The organism is Streptomyces sp. NPDC019937 (genome assembly GCF_040631655.1).
GTDB lineage: Bacteria > Actinomycetota > Actinomycetes > Streptomycetales > Streptomycetaceae > Streptomyces.
On the sequence record NZ_JBEYAL010000025.1, the window covers coordinates 78,361 to 95,960 of the forward strand.

At 70.9% G+C, this 17,600-nt stretch carries 14 protein-coding genes; 7 read left to right on the forward strand and 7 right to left on the reverse strand.

Going from position 1 to position 17,600, the window contains the following annotated elements:
- Positions 1 to 109 precede the first annotated feature (109 nt).
- From ABZ562_RS24805 to ABZ562_RS24825, 5 genes are all read right to left on the reverse strand, one after another.
- Positions 110 to 1,327: an FAD-dependent monooxygenase gene (locus tag ABZ562_RS24805; protein WP_361483630.1), complete on the reverse strand. Its 1,218-nt coding sequence runs from the start codon at positions 1,325 to 1,327 to the stop codon at positions 110 to 112.
- Positions 1,324 to 2,718: an MFS transporter gene (locus ABZ562_RS24810; RefSeq protein WP_361483723.1), complete on the reverse strand. Its 1,395-nt coding sequence runs from the start codon at positions 2,716 to 2,718 to the stop codon at positions 1,324 to 1,326. The genes ABZ562_RS24805 and ABZ562_RS24810 overlap by 4 nt, the downstream gene beginning before the upstream one ends.
- Before the next feature lie 193 nt (positions 2,719 to 2,911).
- The gene (locus ABZ562_RS24815; protein WP_361483632.1) at positions 2,912 to 3,331 is read right to left on the reverse strand and encodes a hypothetical protein; all 420 of its coding nucleotides are present in this window, start codon (positions 3,329 to 3,331) and stop codon (positions 2,912 to 2,914) included.
- Positions 3,328 to 3,834: a serine hydrolase domain-containing protein gene (locus ABZ562_RS24820; RefSeq protein WP_361483634.1), complete on the reverse strand. Its 507-nt coding sequence runs from the start codon at positions 3,832 to 3,834 to the stop codon at positions 3,328 to 3,330. Before ABZ562_RS24820 ends, ABZ562_RS24815 begins: the two co-directional genes overlap by 4 nt.
- Positions 3,835 to 3,966: 132 nt before the next feature.
- Entirely contained in the window at positions 3,967 to 5,517 is a 1,551-nt protein-coding gene (locus ABZ562_RS24825) for a cytosine permease (protein ID WP_361483636.1), read from the reverse strand.
- 130 nt (positions 5,518 to 5,647) lie between these two features.
- Here ABZ562_RS24825 and ABZ562_RS24830 point away from each other — a divergent pair, with 130 nt between their 5' ends.
- Positions 5,648 to 6,175 carry a GNAT family protein gene (locus ABZ562_RS24830; protein ID WP_361483638.1) on the forward strand — a complete coding sequence of 176 codons (528 nt, stop codon included), beginning with the start codon at positions 5,648 to 5,650 and terminating at the stop codon, positions 6,173 to 6,175.
- Positions 6,176 to 6,240: 65 nt separating this feature from the next.
- Here ABZ562_RS24830 and ABZ562_RS24835 read toward each other — a convergent pair whose 3' ends face one another.
- On the reverse strand, positions 6,241 to 7,515 hold the full coding sequence (locus ABZ562_RS24835) for a 4-hydroxybenzoate 3-monooxygenase (RefSeq protein ID WP_361483640.1): 1,275 nt from the start codon (positions 7,513 to 7,515) through the stop codon (positions 6,241 to 6,243).
- A 244-nt stretch (positions 7,516 to 7,759) separates the two neighbouring features.
- Complete coding sequence (locus ABZ562_RS24840; protein WP_361483642.1) at positions 7,760 to 7,978, reverse strand: hypothetical protein; 219 nt, start codon at positions 7,976 to 7,978, stop codon at positions 7,760 to 7,762.
- Between the two features lie 651 nt (positions 7,979 to 8,629).
- On the opposite strand from ABZ562_RS24840, the gene ABZ562_RS24845 reads away from it, so the two are divergent.
- The 6 genes from ABZ562_RS24845 to asnB all read left to right on the forward strand — a co-directional run bounded on the left by ABZ562_RS24845 (position 8,630) and on the right by asnB (position 17,584).
- On the forward strand, positions 8,630 to 10,105 hold the full coding sequence (locus tag ABZ562_RS24845) for a sugar transferase (RefSeq protein ID WP_361483644.1): 1,476 nt from the start codon (positions 8,630 to 8,632) through the stop codon (positions 10,103 to 10,105).
- Positions 10,106 to 10,175: 70 nt separating this feature from the next.
- Positions 10,176 to 11,495 carry a nucleotide sugar dehydrogenase gene (locus ABZ562_RS24850; RefSeq protein WP_361483646.1) on the forward strand — a complete coding sequence of 440 codons (1,320 nt, stop codon included), beginning with the start codon at positions 10,176 to 10,178 and terminating at the stop codon, positions 11,493 to 11,495.
- Positions 11,485 to 12,723, forward strand: a complete 1,239-nt coding sequence (locus ABZ562_RS24855; RefSeq protein ID WP_361483648.1) for a glycosyltransferase family 4 protein — start codon at positions 11,485 to 11,487, stop codon at positions 12,721 to 12,723. The genes ABZ562_RS24850 and ABZ562_RS24855 overlap by 11 nt, the downstream gene beginning before the upstream one ends.
- A complete protein-coding gene (locus ABZ562_RS24860; protein ID WP_361483650.1) occupies positions 12,720 to 14,129 on the forward strand; it encodes a Wzz/FepE/Etk N-terminal domain-containing protein in 1,410 nt (469 codons plus the stop codon). Before ABZ562_RS24855 ends, ABZ562_RS24860 begins: the two co-directional genes overlap by 4 nt.
- Complete coding sequence (locus ABZ562_RS24865) at positions 14,126 to 15,646, forward strand: Wzz/FepE/Etk N-terminal domain-containing protein (protein ID WP_361483652.1); 1,521 nt, start codon at positions 14,126 to 14,128, stop codon at positions 15,644 to 15,646. The genes ABZ562_RS24860 and ABZ562_RS24865 overlap by 4 nt, the downstream gene beginning before the upstream one ends.
- A 3-nt stretch (positions 15,647 to 15,649) precedes the next feature.
- Positions 15,650 to 17,584, forward strand: a complete 1,935-nt coding sequence (gene asnB / locus ABZ562_RS24870) for an asparagine synthase (glutamine-hydrolyzing) (protein ID WP_361483654.1) — start codon at positions 15,650 to 15,652, stop codon at positions 17,582 to 17,584.
- Positions 17,585 to 17,600: the final 16 nt, after the last annotated feature.

Below are 17,600 nucleotides of genomic sequence, written 5' to 3' on the forward strand. Positions count from 1 at the left end.
TGGTGCCCCGATAGCCGCCGTCCGCGAGGACCGCGGCCGGGGAGGCCGGCGTCGCGTGCCGGTCTCCCGCCGGTGACGCTCATCATCAACGCGCGCCTGCCTGGGGTTATCACATGGGCATCAATTCGGGCAGGGCGAGGGCCGAGTGGGCCGGTCGTCCCTCCCCGGAGGGCATGGTGCTGAGATTGCGCAGCATGTCGTTGCGCTGCTCCAGGGCCCGAGCGGTGGTGGGGAAAAGGGTGGCGTCGCCCACGCCGATCTGCCCCTGGTTCAGGGTCACGAACTCACGGGTGTCGTGTTCGTAGGCGGCGAAGCCCGTGGCGGCGTCACGGCCGGCCAGGGAACCGGCCAGCATGTACGCACCGACGAGCGCGAGGCTGGTGCCCTGTCCGGTGAGGAACGAGGGTGCGTAGGCGGCGTCGCCCACCAGGGCGACCCTGCCGCTGGACCAGCGAGGCATGCGGATCTGGCTGACCATGTCGGTGAACAGATCATCCGCTTCGCGCATGGCGGCGATCATGCCGGGGACTTCCCATCCCGCGCCGGCGAAAGTAGTGGCAATGAGGTTCCGCTGGGCTTCTGGGTCGCGGAACGCGCCGAGTGACGGTTCCGGGTGGGCGAAGTTCAAGAAGGCGTGCACTTCGTCGTCGTCCTCTACGGCATAGAGAGCCGCGGCTCTGCCCGGGGTGTTCCACATCATGGTCTCGTGGGAGAGGCCGAAGGTGTTGGGCAGGGTGAACACGGCGAAGCAGTACCCGAGATACCGGTGGAACTGCTCTTCGGGGCCGAACAGGAACTCCCGGGTGCGCGAGTGCAGACCGTCCGCGCCGAACACCATGTCGAACGTACGTCTGCCGCCCCCGCGGAAGGTGACGTCGACCCCGTGGCCGGACTGGTCGAGGGTGGCGATGGAGTCGTTGAACACGAACTCCACGTCGTCACGGACAGCCGTGTGGAGAGCGTCGGTCAGATCCCCGCGCCGCACCTCGAGGTCCTGTCCCGCGACACTGCCGACGACGGTATGCGGGTTGACCGAGGCCACCTTGCTGCCGTCCCCGTCGAGGAAGGTGAGCCGACGCAAGTCGACGTGTGCGTCCTGTAATGGTGGCAAGATCCCCATCCGCCGGACGACCTCCAGCGCGGTGCCGCGCACGTCGATGGGGTATCCGCCGCTTCGCAGTGCCCGCGCCTTCTCCACCATCGTGACCGCGTATCCGTAGCGGTTCAGCCAGAACGCGAGGGCGGTACCCGCGATGCCGGCCCCCGAAATCAGGACCTTGCCCTTCGGCGTGGTGCGGATGTCCGTCAACGGATAGGTGAGGGTCATGCCTTGACTCCTTTGCTCATGGTGCGGACGGCAAGCAGGGGCAGCGCCGTGACGGCGCCGGCGATGGCGAAGCCGGTGACGAAGGCCGATTCGGCCGGGTCTTCCATCCCGGGGTGGGTCCCGGCGGTGAGGAAGGCGCCGCTGACCTGTGCGCCTGCGGCGAAGCCGATCACGCGAGTCACCAGGACCAGGCTGGTGGCGGTGCCGGTGTTGCCGTGATCGACAGAGGTGGCGGTCTTGACGACCATTGCCGTGATGCAGACACCGCTGGCCAGGGCGATCAGCGCCTTGCCGACGATGAGGTGCCAGATCTCGGTGTGCACGAACGCCAGGGCGACCAACGTGGCCGTCATGACGCCGACTCCGGCAGTGACCACGGCGCTGGAGCCGAAACGCCGCGCCGCGGCCCCGCCGAGCGGCCCGCTGATGGCCCCCGCGACGGCGCCGGGCAACAGGTACCGCCCGATGTCGGTGGAACCGGCCCCGAAGCCGTATCCGTCGGCGGACACCGCGAACAGCTGCGGAACGAGATACATCGACACCGAGGTGCCCACGCAGACGGCGAATGTGACCGCATAGGAGGTCCACATCGCAGGCTTCGCCACCAGGTTCAGATCGACCATCGGCGAGGGTGACCGGCGTTCAACGAAGGTCCATCCGGCCACGAGGAGGGCCAGGAGCACGACGAGGGCGCCGAGCGCGAGTGGCCGGCTGCCGAACTCGGGCGCCATCGAGAGGCCGAGCATGAGCGTCAGCAGAACGCCGCTCAGGAGAACCAGGCCGGGCCAGTCGATCCTGGCGTCCGGCCGGGCGGGCGGATCGTTCGGCATCAGCCGGTGGACCAGCAGGGTCGCCACGACGATCGCGATCGTCGGGATGGCGAACATCCAGTGCCGGGACAGCCCTTCCGCGATGGGCCCGGCCATCAGCGTCCCCAGCATGCCGCCGCCCACGAACAACCCGCTGACCACCCCGATGGCCACCTGGGACTCTCCCGTGGAGAGGTGCTTGCGTACCAGGATGAACGAAAGTGGCATCGCGCCCACCATCGCGCCCTCCAGTACCTGACCGAGCAGCAGCACCGGCAGGTTCGGTGCCAGCGAGGACACCAGTCCACCGGCCGAGACCACCGCCATCAGCCGGAGCATGACCCATTTCCCGCCGTAGCGGTCACCGAGGCTGCCCGCGACGGGCGTGACGAGGGCACCGGTGATGAGCATCGTGATGCTGAGCAGTGCCCCTTGGGCAGGACTCATGGACAATTCCCGTTGCAACAGCGGGAGCGTCGGGGTCACCACCGACTCCAGGGCCCCGGTGGCGGCTGCCAGCATGCCGAGTGCCCCGACGGCGGCCTTCCCGATGCGGACCGGGGGCGCCAGGGTTGTGGTCATGAACGTTCTTTCCTTCGTTGTCGGACGCGTAAGGGTTCGGCAACGCGCGTAGCGCAGCCGTCTTGCCGGGCCCGGTCCGGGCCCGGCGGCCATTCAGGTGGGGTGCGGCGCGCATGACGCTCTGTGGCCAGGTCCATAGGGCGGCTTGGCCGGCTTGGCCGAGCTGGGCGCGTTGGCGCCGCCGGTGGGCGCGCTACGGGGAGACCCAGGGCCGGTTCTCGCAGAGTGCCGCCTCGACGGTGGCCTTCATGCCATCGCTCTGCCCATCCGAACCGCCCGGGCCGACGTTCACCATGACCGTCGCCTGCCTGCCGTCGTCCGTGGCACCGCCCACCGTCTCGTACCCGAGGATGTCTCCGCTGCGCCCCCAGTAGCGGCCGCCGCAGGGCAGTGGCCTGCTCTCCAGGCCGAGGCCGTACGCCCGGCCGCGCGTACCCGCGCGGGTGCGGTCCGGGGATCGCCGGGGCGTCACCCGGCACGTACGTCTCGCGTTCACGAGGTCGCGTGTGTCGTAGTGGGTCGGCGGGGCCTCGAGGACCCGCCGCGGGCTGAGGTAGTCGAGGATGTCGGGCACGCCGCTGGTGTGCTGGAGCAGCTGGCGGACGGTGATCATCCGCCCTCGTTGCCGTGTCCGCGAACGACGCCGGGCAGGTAGCGCTCCACCGGCGCGTCGAGGGCGACGCGGTGCTCCGCGACCAGCTGGAGCATGACCCTCGCCACGAAGGGTTTGGTCATGCTGCCGATCCGGAACCTGCTGTCACGGCGCACTGGCGCGTGGCTCTTCACGTTCGCGACACCGCTGGTCAGCACGGTGCTGCCGCGCCGGTCCCGCACCTCGACCAGCGCCCCGGGTCCGCCGTCGACGTCCGTCAGCCGGTGCAGGAGCTCGCGCAGTCGGGCGTGGCCGGCGGCGTTGGTGGATTCGGCGGTGGTGGATCGAGCGGTGGTGAACGTGGCGGCGGCCTTCCGCGGCGGCCCGTCGTCCCCGTCAGCGCACCCCTCGCGACAACGACCGCTGAAGCCAGTGTGAGTGCGCCACCCAGCGCACGCTTGTGCTTGAGCACGTGTGCCCCCCCTGTCCGTGAGAGTCGGCAGGTTAGGAAGCGCGGCGCTCACCCCACATCACCCCCCAGAGCCACTGTTCGTGTCATACCTGGGGTGGGCCAGGGCGACAAGGAGACGAGCTGGTACCCGGCCAGCACCATCTGCCGCTGGGCGCGGGCCCCTCAGCCTGAGCGGCCTGGCCCCTCAGGTGTGCTCGGGCGCGGTGGCGGTGGCGGAGTGGCCGTCGGCGCTGCCCGGGGAATCGGTGATGGGCGGGGTGCCGGCGGCGCAGGCCCGCACGAGGCGGGGGCCGTCCGGCCCGTACACGGCGCGCGGTTCGGGAAACGCGGTCAGCAGGCCGAGGTAGGCAACGGCCGCGAGGGCGAGGCCGACCGGCAGGGAGATGTCGGCGCCGTTCGCGAGATCGCCCAACGGGCCGACGAACTGGCCCGGCAGGTTCACGAAGAGCAGCGCCACGACGGCGGACACCAGCCAGGCGGACATCCCGCGCCAGTTCCAGCCGTGGGTGAACCAGTAACGGCCGCCGCGCTGACGGCGGTTGAAGACCTGCAGCGCCTCCGCGTCGTACCAGCCACGGCGGGTGACATAGCCGAGGACCATCACGATCATCCAGGGCGCGGTACAGGTGACGATCAGCGTCGCGAAGGTGGAGATGGACTGGGTGAGGTTCAGGACGAACCGGCCGAGGAAGAGGAACACGATCGACAGGGCCCCGATGAGGAAGGTCGCCCTGACCCGGCTGAAGCGCGGAAAGACGCTGGAGAAGTCGAGGCCGGTGCCGTAGAGCGCCGTGGTGCCGGTCGACAGACCGCCGATCAGCGCGATCAGGCACAGCGGCAGGAAGTACCAGCCGGGTGAGATCGCCAGCAGCCCGCCCACGTAGTTGGGGGCGGCCGGGTCGACGTACCGGGCGGCCTTCGTGGCGATGACCGAGGCGGTGGCCAGGCCGAAGACGAACGGCAGCAGGGTGGCGAGCTGGGCGAGGAACGCGGCGCCCATCACCCGGCGGCGCGGTGTCGCGGCCGGGATGTAGCGGGACCAGTCACCGAGGAAGGCGCCGAAGGAGACCGGGTTGGACAGCACGATCAGTGCGGCGCCGATGAACGAGGGCCAGAACAGCGGGTCGGCGGTCGAGGCGAAGGTGCCCGCGTAGCCGGGGTCGAAATCGCCGCCGAAGGCGACGGCGCCCAGCACGAAGAGCGCCGAAGCGGCCGTCACGGCAACCTTGTTGACCAGCAGCATGAAGCGGAAGCCGTAGACGCAGACGATGAGGACGAGGACCGCGAACACCGCGTAGGCGACGCCGTACGAAACCTCCGACTCCGGTACGCCGACGAGCCGGTGGGCCCCGCCGATGAGCGCGTCACCCGATGACCACACCGAGATCGAGAAGAACGCGATCGCGGTGAGCAGCGAGAGGAACGAGCCGACGATCCGGCCGTGCACCCCCAGGTGTGCCGAGGACGAGACCGCGTTGTTCGTGCCGTTCGCCGGGCCGAACAGCGCCATGGGGGCGAGCAGCAGCGCCCCCGCGACCAGGCCGAAGACGGTCGCCGCGAGACCTTGCAGGAAGGACAGGCCCAACAGGACGGGAAACGCGCCGAGTACGCACGTCGCGAAGGTGTTGGCGCCTCCGAAAGCCAGCCGGAAGAGATCGATCGGGCGGGCCGACCGGTCCTCGTCCGGTATGCGTTCGACACCATGGGTCTCGATCTCGGTGATCGACGTGGTCACGGGCTCCACCCTCCGGTACGGCTGTGGCCACAGTCTGCGTCCTACCCCTGACCAGCGGCAACCGCCCGGCGCGGGCACCGCTGGCATAGGGTGGCCGTCTCATCCGACGCACTGCGACGAGGATCAGCCCATGCGCGGCAGCACCAGGATCCGCCTGATCGAGCCCACCGACGCTGCGCCGATCGCCGCGCACCGGGTGCGGGACGTCGAGGCTTTCCGGCCGTGGGAACCGGCGCAGCCGGCCGGCTTCTTCACCCCGGAGGGCCAGGCGGAACGGATCGACAACCTGCTGGCCGGATACCGGGCCGGCGCCGTCTGGCCGGGCGTGGTGCTCGCCGACGACCAGGTGATCGGGCAGGTCACCGTCGGAGGCATCCTGCCGCAGCCGCACCTGCGCCGCGGCTCCGTCGGATACTGGATCGCCGGCGTGGCCCAGAACCAAGGGCACGCCGGGCGCGCCGTCGGCCTTGTACTCCGGGTGATGACGGACGAACTCCGGTTGCACCGCGCCGAGGCGTCCACCCATCTGGAGAATGTGCCGTCGCAGCGGGTCCTGCGCCGCAACGGATTCAGCCCGTACGGTGTCGCGCACTCCTCGATCTTTCTCGACGGGAGCTGGCGGGACGGGCTGTTGTGGGAGCGGATCCTCGACGACTGACTGATCACCTCGGCGGCGATGCCGGAAGCACGGCTACCAGCCCGCGGAAGGCGAACGCTCGGTCATCAATCGCCGGCCGGCGCACTGCCGCGCGCCACGGGCCCCGGGCCGTCGTGGGCCTCGACGTCCGGGACGAAGTCCAGCCCTGTCATGAGCTCCGCGAAGGTGCGGGCGGCGTTGCGGGAGGTGAAGAGGCGGTCGAGTCTGGCGCGGGCCAGGCCTCGCTGGAAGGGGCCGGAGTGGGTGTCGTCACCGGCGTCGTGGAGGGTTCGGGTCAGCCAGTGGGAGAACTCCTGGTCGTTCCAGACGCGGCGGAGGCAGCGGCGTGAGTAGGCGTGCAGGCCTGTGTCGTCGTGGCCGTGGACGGAGTCACGGACGGCGCGGGCGAAGAGGTCGGCGTCGTGGAGGGCGAGGTTCATGCCCTTGCCTCCCAGGGGGGAGACGATGTGGGCGGCGTCGCCGACGAGGAAGAGGCGGCCGTACTGCATGGGCTCGTGGACGACGCTGCGGAGCCGGAAGACCTCGCGGTCGGTGATCGGGCCGGGGACGAGGGCGGGGTCGGCGAGCCGGGTGCGCAGGGCCTCCCAGACACGGTTGTCGGGCCAGGCGCCGGGACGGGCCTCGGGCGGGCACTGAAGGTAGTAGCGGCTGGTGTGCGGGCCGCGGGCGAAGTGGGCGGCGAAGCCGTGCGGACTGACGGCGAGGAGGGGGCGGGCCGGCGGCGGGGCGTCGGCGAGGACGGTGAGCCAGCCGATGCCGTGATCGAAGGCGTGGGCGGTGAGAACACCGTCGGGGATGGTGGCGCGGCTGATGCCATGGTCACCGTCGCAACCGGCGACGAAGGCACACGTGATGGTACGGAGAGTGCCGTCGGCGGTGCGGTAGCGGACGGTCGGGCGGTCGCCGGCCAGGTCGTGCAGGGAGATGTCGGCGGCCTCGAAACGCAGGTCGCCGCCATCGGCGAGGTATGTGGCGGTGAGCTTCTGGACCAGCACCTGCTGCGGGTACAGACGGGCGCGGGGGCCTTCGGAGCCGTCGTCGTCGGACACCAGGTGGCTCTCACCATCCACCCGGAACTCCATGAGGCCATCGGACGGGGCGCCACCGAGGACTTGCTCGGCCAGCCCCCAGGAGTCGAACATCCGGACGGCGCGGGTTTCCACAATGCCGGCCCGCTGGCGCTGAGCCACGCGCCCGCGGGTCAGTCGTTCCAGGATCACGCAGTCGATACCGCTGCGCCGCAGAAGGCTGGCGACGGTCAAACCGGCCGGACCCGCACCGATCACCACGACGGTCGTGGAATCCGACGGCTCCCGCAACTCCTCGGGCCCTTCTGTCATTTGACCGCCTTCTATGTAAGCCTGGCCAAGCGCGATCATGCTCGATCCCGCTCGCGCGCATGCCCCTTGATCGCCCCGTCCGGGCTTCGCCGGTCGGCGGTCCAGGCACCGGCATGGGCCATCACTGTAGGGCAAGTACCTTCCGGTCGGGGACTGGACAGGGGAGGGGAAGGGGTTGTGCGGGGGCCGTCCGCCTGTCCGTCGAATGCCCAGGTGAGTGACGCCGTCGGGATGTTGTTCGAAGTCAGATCGCAGAGAACGAGCTCATCCAGGAACGCCGCCGCTGACCTTCCCGTGCGCCGACGCCGGCGAAGACCAGCAGGGCCTTGTCGCGTTGTGGCCCCTCCGGATACGAGGTCGTGAGGATCGACATGGCGGCGGGGGCATGAAGGCCACCCACGCCGGTGGCCACGCCGGTGGCCAGGACAAGGTCGGCGCGGACGGTGGGGACGGCAACCGGCACGCCCACTCGGTGTGCGGCGCCACCGGACAGGCCCTGAACGCGGCCCAGTTGGCAGTGCCGGGACGTCTCCGGGGTGCCGGTGCAGACGGCCCGGAGAACTCCCGTCACCGCAGGTCAGAAAGCATGTCTTCGTCACCAGGGCCCCCGCGGACGGTCGCCGATCGGTGGATCCTGCTTCAAGGTTTGGGCACAAATTCCACACATCCCCTCTTCAGCGGGGCCTCGATGGTCTAGATTGGCCCGTGCTTCACATGTTTGGACACCAGGCGACAAATAATGATCTATGGGTCCGGCTCTACGAGTAGCCAGCAGTCGCCTCGTCGGCGCCGGACGTGGGGGTGATCGATTCTTGGAGCCGAGGGGGGCCTTGGGCGCGGGGAGCGCCCGAGGACGCGACGGGCTCCCGCGTACCTCGAGAGTCTGGCCGGACAGGCGAGTCCGCTGCCGCCAGGGTGAGTTGTTCACGTAGGTCTGAGACAGCCGGCACGGCATGCGCGGGAGGCGGGGGCCTCCCACGGGGAGGAACAGCGCGGCGCGGGGGGCGGGGGGCCTCCTGAGGGGGAGGAACAGTACGGGGGGCCGGGGGGCCTCCCGAGGGGGAGGAACAGTGCTAGGCGAATACGTCGAACCACTGGGGACCTGGGGGGTTCTGTGCGGCAAGGGGGATTAGTCAACCCGTTTTCGCCGGCGCGCGGGCGTTTGGCGGACGGGGCAATCAGTCAGCCCGCGACCGATTGGGAGCAGCGGTACCGCCGTACCGTGATCACCAGCGATACGGTGGCCACGGCCTGCGTGGTGGCGGCGATCGGCAACTTCTTCGGGGCCCGGGACGCGGCCAACTGGCATGAGAAATGGGGAATTCTCGCGTTCGGCACCGAGCTGCTGGTGCTGGGGGCCTTTGCGGTGACCCGGTCGTGGGCTCCGGCCGTGCTCGGCCAGGGCGCCGAGGAATTCCGCCGGCTCGGACGCTCACTGTTCGCGGCGACCGTCGTGCTGGCGCTCGGCGGGATCGCCCTCACCTCGCGCAACATCAAGCTCTGGATATTCGTCGCGATCCCCGCGATCGCGCTGATCACCATGACCGCGCGGTATCTGCTGCGCCTCTGGCTGCACAAACAGCGGAAGGAAGGACGCTGCCTGCGACCGGTGCTCGCTGCCGGAAGCCTGGAAACCGTACGCGATCTGATCACCCGAACCCGCAAGTTCCCGCACCTCGGCTGGCGGGTGGAGGCGGTGTGCACGACGGACGGCGGCCTCGACGGTGACCAACTGGACGGAGTGCCGGTCGTCGGCCGGCTGGCGGACGTCGCGGGCCACGTCCGCCGCGACGGCTACCGTGTCGTCGCGGTCACACCGGACCCGCACTGGTCACCGGACCGGCTGCAGCGGCTGGCCTGGAACCTCGAAGGCAGCGACGCCGAGATGGTCGTGGCCCCCGTGCTGATGGAGGTGGCGGGCCCGCGGCTGCACATCGACGCGGTGCTCGGGATTCCGCTGCTGAGGGTCAGCATGCCGACCTTCACCGGGGGCCGCCGGGCGGTCAAAGGGGTCGTCGACCGGATGGGCGCGGCGATCCTGCTGGTGCTGTTCGCGCCGCTGATGGTGTTCGTCGGGCTGCTCGTGCTGGTGGACAGCCGGGGTGGCGTGTTCTACCGCCAGCGCAGGGTCGGCAAGGACGGCCGCGAGTTCACCATTCTCAAGTTCCGCACCATGGTCGCCGGGGCCGACCGGGCACGAGCCGCGCTGGCCCACCGCAACGAGGGCGCCGGCCTGCTGTTCAAGCTCCGCCGGGATCCGCGGGTGACCCGGGTGGGAGCGGTGCTGCGCCGGTACTCGATCGACGAGCTGCCGCAGCTTTTCAACGTGCTCACCGGATCGATGTCGCTCGTCGGTCCGCGGCCTCCGCTGCCGGAGGAGTCCGCCGCGTACGGCCCGGACATCCGGCGGCGGCTGCTGGTCAAGCCCGGGCTCACCGGCCTGTGGCAGATCAGCGGACGCAGCGACCTGCCGTGGGAGGAGGCGGTCCGGCTGGACCTGCGGTACGTGGAGGACTGGTCGCTCGCCCTGGACACAGTCATCTTGTGGAAGACGCTGCGGGCGGTGCTCCAGGGGCAGGGGGCCTACTGATGGGCGGGGGCGTCGTCCGGTCGGCGTACGGAAGGCAGGCCGGAAGGGCGTGCCTGAGGGGGGAACGGTCATGAGAGTCAGCGTTTTCGGGCTCGGCTACGTGGGCTGCGTGTCGGCCGCGTGCCTGGCCGGCATGGGCCACGAGGTCATCGGGGTGGACGTGAACCAGGTGAAGGTCGACCTGGTCAACGACGGCAAGGCCCCGGTGGTCGAGGAGCGGATCGGCGAGCTGATCGCCGAGGTCGTGCGGACCGGGGCGTTGCGCGCCACCGCCGACGTCCGCGAGGCGGTCACGGGCAGCGAGGTGTCGCTGGTCTGCGTGGGCACGCCGTCGGAGCCCAACGGCAGCCTGTGCACCACGTACTTGGAGCGGGTCACCGAGCAGATCGGCGCGGCGCTCGCCGAGCGCGGCGGGCGGCACACCGTCGTGTTCCGCAGCACCATGCTGCCGGGCACCTGCCTGAACCTGCTGGTGCCGATCCTGGAGAAGTACATCGGCGGCACCGCCGGGGTGGACATCGGGGTCGCGGTCAATCCGGAGTTCCTGCGCGAGGGCACGAGCGTGCGGGACTTCTTCGATCCGCCCAAGACCGTCATCGGCGAGCTCGATCCGGCGAGCGGCGATGTGGTGGCGGCGCTGTACGACGGCTTGCCCGGCGAGGTGTTCCGGGTGCCGGTCCCGACGGCCGAGGCCATCAAATACGCGGACAACGCGTTCCACGGCCTCAAGATCGGCTTCGCCAACGAGCTGGGCGCGGTGTGCCAGGCGCTCGGGGTGGACTCGCACCAGGTGATGGACGTGTTCCTGGCCGACCGCAAGCTGAACATCAGCCCCGCCTACCTGCGGCCCGGCTTCGCCTTCGGTGGCTCGTGCCTGCCCAAGGACCTGCGCAGCCTGGTGTACGCGGCGCAGCGGGCCGACGTCTCGGTGCCCATCCTCGCCCACGTGCTTCCCTCCAACTCCGACCATCTGCAGCGCGCGGTGGAGCTGGTCGAGCGCACCGGCAAGCGCCGGGTGGGCCTGTTCGGGCTGTCCTTCAAACCCGGCACCGACGACCTCCGCGAGAGCCCGCTCGTCGAGCTGGCGGAGAGGCTCTTCGGCAAGGGGTACGACCTGCGGATCCACGACGCCAACGTGAGCCTCTCCCGGCTGCTCGGCGCGAACCGCGAGTACATCGAGAACCGGCTGCCGCACCTCGCGCAGCTGCTCGCGGATTCCGTCGGCGAGGTCCTCGAGCACGCCGAGGTGTGCCTGGTCGGGACCAGGGACCCGGCCGTACTGTCGGCGCTGCCCCACGGCGGCGACGGCCCGTTGATCGTCGACCTCATCCGCCTTCCCGACGCCGAGGCGCGCCGGACCGAACCGGGGTACGTGGGCCTTGCCTGGTAACGCAAGCAGTGGTGACGGGTCGGGCCGGCGTGCGCTGATCCTGGTGGAGAACCTGTCGGTGCCGTTCGACCGGCGGGTGTGGCAGGAGTGCACGACACTGCGCGACGCGGGCTGGACGGTGCACGTCATCTGCCCCCGGGGGAGCAAACGGGACACGGAGCCGGAGGCCGTGATCGACGGGGTGCGGATCCACCGCTACCCGTTGCGCGCGGCCACCGGAGGACCGGTCGGCTACCTGGGGGAGTACGGATCGGCGCTGTGGCACACGGTCCGGCTGATCCGCAAGGTCGGCCTCGTCGACGTGGTCCACGCGTGCAACCCGCCCGACCTGCTGTTCCTGCCCGCACTGTGGCTGAAGCGGCGTGGCGCGCGGTTCGTCTTCGACCAGCACGACCTGGTGCCCGAGCTGTACCTCTCCCGGTTCGGCCGCGGCGAGGACCTGCTCTACCGCGCCGTGTGCGCGCTGGAGCGGCGGACCTACCGCGCCGCGGACGTCGTGCTCGCCACGAACGAGAGCTACCGGGACGTCGCGCTGCGCCGGGGTGGCAAGCGGCCGGAGGACGTCTTCGTGGTGCGCAGCGCGCCCGCCGTCGACCGGTTCCAACCGGTGCCGGAAGAACCGGAGTTGAAGCGCGGCAAGCCACATCTGCTGTGCTACCTCGGCGTCATGGGCCCGCAGGACGGCGTCGACTACGCATTGCGGTCCCTCGCCAAGCTGCGCGACGAACTCGGGCGGACCGACTGGCACGCGGTGTTCGTCGGCTCCGGCGACGCCTTCGACGCGATGGTGGAGCTGTCCCGGCGGCTCGGGCTCACCGAGCAGGTGCAGTTCACCGGGCGCATTCCGGACGCCGACCTGGTGCGCTACCTGTCCACCGCGGACGTGTGCCTTTCCCCGGACCCGCGCAACCCGCTCAACGACGTGTCGACCATGAACAAGGTCCTGGAGTACATGGCGATGGGCCGGCCGATCGTCTCGTTCGACCTGAAGGAGGCGCGGGTCTCCGCCGGTGACGCCGCCGTCTACGCGCCCGCCAACGACGAGGCCGAGTTCGCGAAGCTCATCGCGCTGCTCCTCGACGATCCGGAGAAGCGGGCCCGGATGGGCAAGACCGGCCAGGAGCGGATCAGCGGGCCGCTCTCCTGGCGGAACTCGCAAGCATCGCTGCTCGCCGCCTACGCGTCGGCGGGGAACCCGGGCCGGTCAGGGAAGAGGCCGCGCCGTTGAGCGATGACACGATACGCCTGGTCACGATCGGGCGGATGATCCGTCGGCGCTGGCGGCTGCTCACCGTCCTCGCCGTGGTGGGGGCGCTCGTCGGCTACGGCACCTCCTTGCTGTTCCCACCGCGCTACACGACGTCGGCATCGGTACTGCTGCCGGGGGCGTGGGAGGAGCGCGAACTGCTGACCCAGGCGGAGATCGCGACCAGTTCGGTGGTGGTCGACCGCGTGGCCGCCACGCTCGGCTGGGCCGGGGTCAGCGGCAGCGAGCTGCGGGACCGGGTGAGCGCCGAGGCCACCGACGGGAACATCATCAAGCTCTCGGGTACGGCCGACACACCGGAGCGCGCGCAGCGTCTCTCCGACCAAGTGGCCCAGCAGTTCGTCACCTTCGCCGCACGGCTCGCAGGCGACGACCCCGACACCGAAGCGTCGGCCCGGCCCGAGGACTTGCGCAAGATGGTGGTGCGGACCAGCCGCCGCATCACCGAGCTGGCCGACGCGGCCGATCCGGGGCGGACCGTGGAGAGCGTGCAGGGCCGCACCGAGCTGGAGAAGCTGCGCATCGCGCTGCAGGAGGCCATGAAAAAGCTGGACGAGGCCGACCCGGTGAGCAACAAGTCCACCATGGTCGTCATGGGACCGGCGGCCCGGCCGGACGGCGCGGCACCGCCGACGAGGACGCAGCTCACCGTCGCCGGAGCGCTGCTGTTCTTCCTGCTCGCGGTCATCGGCCATCTCACCGCCGCACGGATGAGCCGCCGGCTGCGCACCGAACCGGAGATCGCCGCGGCGCTGGGCTCGGCGCTGCTCGGTACCGTCGACGTACCTGTCGACGTGCCTGGTGAACGGCGCGCGCACCGGCCGGGAGGCGGCGGCGTGCGGGCCCGGATCCGCCGGCTGCTCGGCGTCGACACCCGGTGGGACCTACCGGCGCCGCAGGCGTCCGGCGACGAGGCCAGCAGACACATCCGCTACCGGCGGGTGTTCGCCCGCCTCCGGGACCGGCTGACGGCCCCACGGCGGCTGCTGGTGGTCGTACCCGAAGGCGACGAGATCGCCCACCGGGCCGCCGAACAGCTCGTCGCCGTGTCCGAGGGCGATCCCTCCCCGTCCGCTTCGACCAGGGGATACCCCATGCTGCGGGTGGTGGCGGTTTCGGTGTCCCAGCCGCTGGTGCCGGACCGCGGCACCGAGTCCGGCGCCCTGGTCGTGCTCAGCGCGGGCAGCTGGACCGCGGCGGAGCTGGCCGGCATCGCCGAGGCGTGTGCGGACGGCAAGCACGAGATCGTCGGCATCGTCGTCGCCGGCACGGTCCGGGCCCGTCCGAAGCGGTCTGCCGGCACCCCGACCGATGACGCCACTCCGGCGCTCGCCGTTCCCGGCCACGCGACGGGAGGTGCCGTGTGACGGCGAGCACGACGCCGGAGTGGTCGGCGGCCACTCCGCTGTTCGACCTGCAGGCGCTGGTGGTGGCGGTGCGCAGGCGCCGCCGGCTCTGGTGCTCCATGGCCGTGCTGGGGCTGCTGGCCGGCGCGGCGATGGCGGTCCTGCTGCCACCGCCGCCGGCCGCGGTGACCAAAGTGCTGGTCGCGCATCAGGAGGACCAGCCGAACGACACCGGAACGCTGATCCGCACCGACGTCGCGCTGCTGGGGACCACGCGGATCGCGGGCCAGGCCCTGAAGTCCCTCAAGTCCCCGGAAAAACCGGAAGACTTCTTGCAGGAGTACCGGGGCACCGGCTTGACCAACAACCTGCTGCAGATCGATGTGACAGGTGACACCGACGCGGAAGCGATGGCCCGGGCCAAGGCACTGGCCGACGCGTTCGTCGCGGACCATGTGCGGCGGATGCGGGAGGCCGCGAAAGCCGAGTCCAAGGCCCTGCTGGACCAGCGTGACCGCGTGCGGCGCGAACTCGCCGAGGTCAACAAGGCGATCGGAGGCCGATCGCCGGGCAGCGACCCGCAAGCGTCGGCGGGCATCGAGTCGCTCTTCGCCCGCCGGGCCGAACTCAACTCGCGGATCGCCGACTTCGACCAACGCGCCGCGGAGGCCCGCACCGGCACGCCCCGGGTCATCGCCGGCACACAGATCGTGGACGCCCCGCGCGCGGTGCCGCACTCCCTGCCCAAAACCGCTGCCACCAACGCCGCGATCGGGCTCGTCCTCGGGCTCGTCCTCGGACTCGCGGTGGCCGCGGTCGGCACGGTGGTGGCGGACCGCCCCGTGCTGCGCCGGGAGATCGCGGCGAACCTGGGCGCCTCGGTCATCGCGGAGCTGCCCCGCCGGCCGGGCATGCTGTGGCGGCGCCGACGGACCCGGGCGGCACGGACACGGCTCACCGCGTCCCTGGCCCGCACCGTGCGCGGCTCCGCGGAGCCGGTGTCGCTGCTGGAACTGGGCTGTGCGCGCGGCACGAGCGAGATCGCCCTGGACCTCGCCAGGGCACTGGAGGCGGACGGGCCGGTGGCCGTCATCGATGGTCTGCCCGGCCCGCAGCTCACAGGCCGCCGCCCGAAACCAGGAGACCCCACCGTGGTCAGCGGCGAGCAGGCCACGGCCGTGTCGCACCAGGAGCGCCGGATCGGCGTCGGCTCGGTGGCGCCCGGCACGGCGTGGACCGACCTCCAGTACCTCGGTACCCGGACCGTGCTCGTCGTACGTGCCGGGCACGGCAGCGCCGCATGGCTGCACACCGTGGCGCGGCAGCTCGCCGACCAGCGCATCCAGGTGATCGGCGTGGTGCTGATCGACCCCGATCCGCATGACCGGACCGACGGCACGCTGTGGGACGGGCTGCACATCGCCCTGCGGGGCCAGGGCGAACGGCCGGCCCTGCGGCACGGGACGGGCCAACTACGGACGGAGCGGCCGCCGATGTGGGCCGCACGCGTCCCGGACAGCGACCAGGAGGCACGGTAGGACATGTGTGGCATCGCAGGAACCTACCGATGGCCGGACGGGAAGGTCGTGACCGACCGGCTCACCGATACCCTCGCCCACCGCGGCCCGGACGGGACGGGACGCTACAGCCACCCCGCCGGTGACGGCGAAGTGCACCTCGGGCACCGCCGGCTGGCCATCATCGACCTGTCCGGGACCGGCGCCCAGCCGATGGTCTCCGGCGGGCTCGTCCTGACGTACAACGGCGAGCTGTACAACGCGCCCGAGCTGCGTGCCGAACTGGCGGCCACCGGGGTGCGCTTCCGCGGCACCTCCGACACCGAGGTGCTGCTGGAGGCGTGGCGGCGCTGGGGCACGGACTGCCTGCCCCGGCTGCGCGGCATGTTCGCGTTCGGCATCTTCGACGAGCGGACCGGCGAACTGGTGCTGGCCCGCGACCAGTTGGGCATCAAGCCGCTGTTCCTGCTCCGGCGTGGCGAGGGCCTGGTGTTCGCCTCCGAACTCAAGGCGCTCGCCACCGCGACCGGCGCGCCGCTGGAGGTGGACCATGCGGCGCTGGTGGCCTCCCTGCTGTACTACTGGGTGCCGGACTCGCGCTGCGCGTTCCGCGAAGCGGAGAAGCTGCCGCCGGGGAGCTGGCTGAGGTGCCGGCCCGACGGCCGGGTGGAGCGCGGCCGGTTCTGGCACCTGAAGGACATCGCCGCCGAGGGCCGGGAGCGGGCCCGTAGCGGCGAGCAGCCGGACCTCGCCGCCATCGTCGAGGAGTCGACCCGGCGCCACCTGCTCTCCGACGTGCCCGTGGCGACCTTCCTCTCCGGCGGCCTCGACTCCAGCTACCTGACCGCGCTGGCGGCCCGCCACCAACCCGGCATCTCCGCTTACACGATCGGGTTCCGCGCCGAGGACGCCAGGTTCGAGGCGATGCCGGACGACCTGCGCTACGCCCGGCGAGTGGCCGAGCGGTTCGGCGTCGACCTGCACGAGATCGAGATCGCCCCGAACGTGCTCGACCTGCTGCCGCGGATGACGTACCACCTGGACGAGCCGATCGGCGACCCCGCCGCGATCAACACGTTCCTGATCTGCTCGGCCGCCCGGGAGGCCGGGGTCAAGGTGATGCTCTCGGGGATGGGTGCCGACGAGCTGTTCGCCGGTTACCGCAAGCACCTGGCCAACCTGATCGCGCTGCGCTACCAGCGCGTGCCGCGGCCCCTGCGGCGCGGGGTGTCCAGGGCCGTGGACCGGCTGCCGGTCGCGACGAGCCGCCGGGGCTACCGGTCGGTGCGCTTCGCGAAGCGGTTCCTCTCCTTCGCCGATCTGCCGGAGGAGACCGCGTTCCGCCGCAGCTACACCATGTACGACCAGGACGAACTGCTCGCCCTGGTCGACCCGGACCTGGCCGGGACGGTTCAGGACGTGCTGACCGAGCACGCCGATGTCTACCAGGACAACGACCTCGACGACTTCGTCAACCGCATGTGCCTGGGCGACGCCCGGATGTTCCTGCCGGGCCTGAACCTCACGTACACGGACCGCTCCAGCATGGCCGCGTCGACCGAGGTGCGGGTGCCGTACGTGGACGTCGAGGTGGTCAAGGCGGCGTTCGCCGTGCCCGGTGACCGCAAGATCGTCGGACGGCAGGGGAAGGCCGTCCTCAAGGAGGCGGCCACCTCCATCCTGCCCCGGGAGATCGTGTACCGGCCCAAGGGCCTGTTCAGCGCCCCGTTGCGGGCCTGGATGAGCCGGGACCTGGCACCGCTGGTGCGCGAGGTGGTCAACGACGGCGTGCTCGTCCGCTCCGGGCTCCTGCGCCGCGACGCGCTGGCGCGGATGGTCGCCGAGGACGCCTCCGGACAGCGGGACTTCTCCAAGCATCTGTGGCATGTGCTGACCCTCGAGTACTGGTATCGCGACGCGACCTCTGGGTCCGGCCAGAGCACTCGGTTGACGGCTTAGGAATCAGAGGAGTTCG

Bases quoted from the DNA above. Each gene is read 5' to 3' on its own strand.
- ABZ562_RS24805 (WP_361483630.1), bottom strand. From the start codon at position 1,327: ATGACCCTCACCTATCCGTTGACGGACATCCGCACCACGCCGAAGGGC.
- ABZ562_RS24810 (WP_361483723.1), bottom strand. From the start codon at position 2,718: ATGACCACAACCCTGGCGCCCCCGGTCCGCATCGGGAAGGCCGCCGTC.
- ABZ562_RS24815 (WP_361483632.1), bottom strand. From the start codon at position 3,331: ATGATCACCGTCCGCCAGCTGCTCCAGCACACCAGCGGCGTGCCCGAC.
- ABZ562_RS24830 (WP_361483638.1), top strand. From the start codon at position 5,648: ATGCGCGGCAGCACCAGGATCCGCCTGATCGAGCCCACCGACGCTGCG.
- ABZ562_RS24835 (WP_361483640.1), bottom strand. From the start codon at position 7,515: ATGACAGAAGGGCCCGAGGAGTTGCGGGAGCCGTCGGATTCCACGACC.
- ABZ562_RS24850 (WP_361483646.1), top strand. From the start codon at position 10,176: ATGAGAGTCAGCGTTTTCGGGCTCGGCTACGTGGGCTGCGTGTCGGCC.
- asnB (WP_361483654.1), top strand. From the start codon at position 15,650: ATGTGTGGCATCGCAGGAACCTACCGATGGCCGGACGGGAAGGTCGTG.